This window comes from Corynebacterium sp., from assembly GCF_012838985.1.
GTDB lineage: Bacteria > Actinomycetota > Actinomycetes > Mycobacteriales > Mycobacteriaceae > Corynebacterium.
Map to the genome: position 1 here is coordinate 1 of NZ_DUOE01000179.1, position 4,946 is coordinate 4,946.

The window sequence follows — 4,946 nt, forward strand, 5'->3', positions numbered from 1 at the left end:
ACTCCTACGACGAGCAGGGCAACTACATCTTCCCGGAGGGCTTCGACCCGGAGACCAACGAGTGGCTCGAGGGCTTCGACGAGCAGCGTCAGGCCTGGGAGGCCCGCTACGCCGAGGCAGATCGTCGTCACCAGCTGCACACCGCTCAGATCGAGCGTCACCGTGTCGCTGCCGCCGAGGCCGCCGAGCAGGCTGCCACCAACTACTCCTCCGAGTCCGAGGATGCAGCTCCGGCATCCTCCGAGTCCGTCGAGGACCACGGTGGTTCCCTGGCTTCCGACGAGCAGCTCGCTGCTCTGCGTGAGAAGCTGGCCGGTAACTAGCACCGCCTGAGAGCCCTGTCTCCCCGTTGGGGAGGCAGGGTTTTCTGCTTTTCAGAGGCGGGCAGCCTGGTCATGACCAGTGGGGCGCCAGACATCACACACCCCTTGTCGTGTTGTGTGTTTGAGGCCTATGATGGGCGTAATGCCAACACTCCGGCACAATCCGGACAGGAAACCACACTAGTGGTCATGACAAGCGATGCGTACAGGACTGCGACGGAGCGGGCGGCAGCCGAGTAGCTCTGAACTATTCCGAAAGGATCGCGTCCATGGCGTCCACGACCACGACAACGGCGCAACACATCATCCAGGAGATCGGCGGGGCGGAGAACATCACCTCGCTGACCCACTGCGCAACCCGACTCCGAATGCAGCTCCACGACCAGTCCCTGGTCAACCAGGAGGCCCTGGAATCCGACCCGGCGGTGCTCGGTGTCGTCAAGCAGGGCACCAACGGCCTCCAGGTCATCATGGGCGGCGGTGTCGCCAATTTCTACCAGGCCATGCTCAAGGAGCCGGGCGTGCCCGGGGCGGGGGAGAAGGCGGCGTCGACAAGCAAGGACTACGGGGGAGTGCGTGGCAAGTACTCCTGGGTCGACTACGCGTTTGAGTTCCTGTCCGACACCTTCCGGCCGATCCTGTGGGCCCTGCTGGGTGCCTCGCTCATCATCACCCTCCTCGTCCTCGCCGACACCTTCGGCCTGCAGGACTTCCGCGCGCCGATGGAGGAGCAGCCCGACACCTACGTGTTCATGCACGCCATGTGGCGTTCCGTCTTCTATTTCCTGCCGATCATGGTCGGCGCCACCGCCGCCCGGAAGCTCGGCGCCAACGAGTGGGTCGGCGCGGCCATCCCCGCCGCGCTGCTCACCCCGGAGTTCCTGGCGCTCGGCGAGGCCGGTGAATCGGTCACCGTCTTCGGACTGCCGATGATCCTCAACGACTACGCCGGCCAGGTCTTCCCGCCGATCATCGCCGCGGTCGGCCTGTTCTGGGTGGAGAAGGCGCTGAAGAAGATCATCCCGTCCGCCGTGCACATGGTGTTCGTGCCGTTCTTCTCCCTGCTCATCATGATCCCGGCGACAGCCTTCCTCCTCGGCCCCTTCGGCATCGGCGTGGGCAACGGCATCTCCCACCTGCTCGAGACGGTGAACGACTTCTCGCCGTTCATCCTCTCCATCCTCATCCCGCTGCTCTATCCGTTCCTCGTGCCGCTGGGTCTGCACTGGCCTCTCAACGCCATCATGATCCAGAACATCAACTCCCTCGGCTACGACTTCATCCAGGGCCCCATGGGCGCGTGGAACTTCGCCTGCTTCGGTGTGGTCACCGGCGTCATGATCGTCTCCCTCCGGGAGCGCAACAAGGCCATGCGCCAGGTGTCGCTGGGCGGCATGATGGCCGGCCTGCTGGGCGGCATCTCCGAACCGAGCCTCTACGGTGTGCTCCTGCGCTTCAAGAAGACCTACATGCGCCTCCTGCCGGGCTGTTTCGTCGGTGGTGTGGTCATGGGCATGTTCAACATCAAGGCCTACGCCTTCGTGTTCACCTCCCTGCTGACCATCCCGGCGATGGATCCGTGGCTGGGCTACGTCATCGGCATCGCCGCCGCGTTCTTCACCTCCATGTTCCTGGTGATCTTCTTCGACTACCGCGGCAAGGAGGAGAAGGCCGAGGCACTGGCCCAGATCGAGGCGGAGCGTGCCGCTGCCTCCGAGGCTGAGGAGGAGCGTATCGACGCCGCCTCCACCCCCGCCCCCGTCACCGCCGCTCCGGCGGCAGGCGCCACGTCGACGCTGACCCGCGCCCGGGTCACCGAGATCACCGCCCCGCTGGAGGGCCGCGTGGTGGCGCTGTCCAAGGTCCCGGACCCGGCCTTCGCCGGCGGGGCCCTGGGCAACGGCGTGGCTATCGAACCCTCCGGTGACACCGTGTTCGCCCCGGCGGACGCGAAGGTGCTCACCGTCCAGAAGTCCGGCCACGCGGTCGGCCTGCGACTGGAGGGCGGCGTGGACCTGCTCATCCACATCGGCATCGACACGGTGCAGATGGGTGGTGAGGGCTTCGAGGTGCTCGTCGAGAAGAAGCAGGAGGTCACGGCCGGAACGCCGCTGATCCGCTTCGACCGGGACAAGATCGCCGCGGCCGGCTACCCGGCCATCACCCCGGTGCTCGTCTCCAACACCCGGAAGTTCGGCTCCGTCGAGGGCCACCCGGGTGCCACGGAGGGGGAGCCGGTCATCACCGTGACCCCGAAGGAGGAACAGGCCTAGTATCGGGGCCATGAAGATCATCGGACTCACCGGCGGGATCGGCAGCGGAAAGACCTCCGTTGCCGATCTTCTGCGTTCCCACGGCCTGCCCGTCGTCGACGCCGACCAGATTGCCCGCGACGTCGTCGAACCCGGCCAACCCGCCCTCCAGGACCTCGCGTCCGCCTTCGGCGCCGACATCCTCCGGGAGGACGGCAGCCTCGACCGCCCGGAGCTGGCCCGACGCGCCTTCGCGGACAAGCAGCACACCAACCTGCTCAACTCCATCACCCACCCCCGGATCATGGCGCGTCGTGACGAGCTTTTCGACGTCGCCCGTGCCGCCGGTGAGCCCGCCGTCATCTACGACATGCCGCTGCTCGTGGAGAAGGGCCAGCACAGGGACATGGACCTGGTCGTGGTGGTGCACGTGGACGTCGACACCCGTGTCGAGCGGCTGGTGGCCAACCGGGGCCTCGACGAGGACGACGTGCGCCGGCGTATCGCCGCGCAGACCTCTGACGCGGCGCGGCTGGCGGTGGCGGACGTGGTCATCGACAACAACGGCCCCCGCGAGGAACTGGAGTCTCAGGTCCAGGCCCTCGCCGACCGGATCAGGCTGCTCTAACCGAGGAACCAGTGGACGGCGTCCCGGTACGTCCACAGCAGACCGGGCATCCCCGTCGGCGGCTCATCCGGGGCACCCACCCCGGCCACGTGCGGGCCGAAGGCGAGCGTGAAGTCGACCACCGCCCGCGGCAGATGGTTCTTCGAGGTCACGATGATGACGGCCTCCGCCGTCGGGAGCAGATCGCGGGTGTGGCGGGCATTGTCCACCGTGGAGCGGGAGCGGTCCTCCACGAGCAGTGGGTTGGTGAGCCCGTTGGCCAGCAGCCAGTCGCGCATCGCATGGGCCTCCGTGCCGCCGGGCCGGGTGGGACCACCGGTGACCACCACCGTCGCCTCCGGTCGTTCCTGCGCCACCGCCAGGGCCGCCCGGAGACGGTTGCGGAGGTTCGGGCGCAGGCTGCCGTCCTCGTTGAGTCGCTCGCCGAGCACGACGACCGGGGTGTCGGCGGCGAGGGAGTCCGGTGTGGCGACGGGGGAGTGCAGGGCCGCGAGAGCGTGCGTGACCTGCGTGTGGTGTGCGGGGGCGAGCGCCGCGAGGGCCGTCAGGGCGGCGTCGCGGACCACCATGTCGCCCTCGTGGTCGGCGGAGAAGACCGCGGCGCTGAGCAGATCCTCCGGCGAAGCCGCCTCCGGGCGCAGACCCCGGCCCACCACATCCTCATGCAGCACGTAGACACCGAAGCCGGGGATGTCCACGAGGACCCGGGTGTCCGGGGCAGGGGAGGACAGTGAGGACAGCGGAGCACTCGTCGCGTGGGCCGGGGCCGACGGGAGCGTCACCGCGGTGAGCAGCACCGCGAGCAGGGCACAGGGGACAACGAAACGCATGGGGACTAGAGTAGATCCCCATGGGAACCTGGAACACCGGACCGTACGACAACGACGAAGCCGCGGATCTGCTCGACGACATCCGCGAAGGCCACATCTATTTCGAGGAACTGCTGCCTGACGTCGGCCACCGCTACATCGAGGCCGACCAGGGGGCGATGATCATCGCCATGGCACACCTCGCCGCCGGAGAGGTCCCGGAGGGCATCGACGATTCCCTCCTCGAGCCGCTGCGCACCCCGCAGACCCGCGAACGACTGCGCCAGTGCCTGGAGGCCGTGCTCTCCGACGGTGCCGTCTCCGAGCTCGCCGAGCTGTGGGCGGAGAGCGGCCAGGAGGAACTCCTGGAGTGGAAGGCGAAGTCCCACATCCAGCTCGTCTGAGGTTTCCTGAACGCCCGGTCAGTTTCTGGCCTAGTATCGTCTCCATGAACCTTCACCCGCTTGTGCAGCCCTACGAGTCCATCGCCGGCAAGTGGAGCGGCCTCGGCCGCGGACACTTCCCCACGATCGAGAACTTCGACTACACCGAGACCCTCACCTTCACCACGCTCCCGGGCAAGCCCTTCATGCGCTATGAGCAGCAGACCGCGAGCCCCAACGGTGCGCCGATGCACACCGAGGTCGGCTTCCTCCGCTTCGTCGGTGAAGGCCTCGTCGAATTCGTCATCGCCCAGCCCACCGGCCAGACCGAGCTGCTCGAGGGCACCATCAAGGAGCAGGACGACGGGACCCTCCGTCTCCATTTCGAGACTTCCCAGGTGGTCAACTCCACCACCGCGAAGACCGTCGACGCGACCACCCGCACCTACACCTTCAACGCCCTGCGTTCCTCGGTGGTCACCGTGTTCCACATGGCGGCCGTCGGCCAGCCGATGCAGGAGCACCTGGCCAGCGACCTGTCGAAGTTCTAG

At 67.3% G+C, this 4,946-nt stretch carries 5 protein-coding genes and 1 pseudogene; 5 read left to right on the top strand and 1 reads right to left on the bottom strand.

What is annotated here, in order from left to right; genetic code table 11:
* The 3 genes and pseudogenes from rpsA to coaE form a co-directional block, all read left to right on the top strand.
* Nucleotides 1-323, top strand: a pseudogene (gene rpsA / locus GXZ33_RS10180) (30S ribosomal protein S1); the annotation flags it as partial.
* 269 nt (nucleotides 324-592) lie between these two features.
* A complete protein-coding gene (locus GXZ33_RS10185; protein WP_291340923.1) occupies nucleotides 593-2,596 on the top strand; it encodes a glucose PTS transporter subunit IIA in 2,004 nt (667 codons plus the stop codon).
* A 10-nt stretch (nucleotides 2,597-2,606) separates the two neighbouring features.
* The gene (gene coaE / locus GXZ33_RS10190; RefSeq protein ID WP_291340924.1) at nucleotides 2,607-3,203 is read left to right on the top strand and encodes a dephospho-CoA kinase; all 597 of its coding nucleotides are present in this window, start codon (nucleotides 2,607-2,609) and stop codon (nucleotides 3,201-3,203) included.
* On the opposite strand, the gene GXZ33_RS10195 is transcribed toward coaE, so the two are convergent.
* Complete coding sequence (locus GXZ33_RS10195; RefSeq protein WP_291340925.1) at nucleotides 3,200-4,033, bottom strand: YdcF family protein; 834 nt, start codon at nucleotides 4,031-4,033, stop codon at nucleotides 3,200-3,202. The genes coaE and GXZ33_RS10195 overlap by 4 nt on opposite strands.
* Before the next feature lie 20 nt (nucleotides 4,034-4,053).
* On the opposite strand from GXZ33_RS10195, the gene GXZ33_RS10200 reads away from it, so the two are divergent.
* Together GXZ33_RS10200 and GXZ33_RS10205 are read left to right on the top strand one after the other, a co-directional pair.
* Nucleotides 4,054-4,416: a DUF4259 domain-containing protein gene (locus GXZ33_RS10200; protein WP_291340926.1), complete on the top strand. Its 363-nt coding sequence runs from the start codon at nucleotides 4,054-4,056 to the stop codon at nucleotides 4,414-4,416.
* A 44-nt stretch (nucleotides 4,417-4,460) separates the two neighbouring features.
* A complete protein-coding gene (locus GXZ33_RS10205) occupies nucleotides 4,461-4,946 on the top strand; it encodes an FABP family protein (protein ID WP_291340927.1) in 486 nt (161 codons plus the stop codon).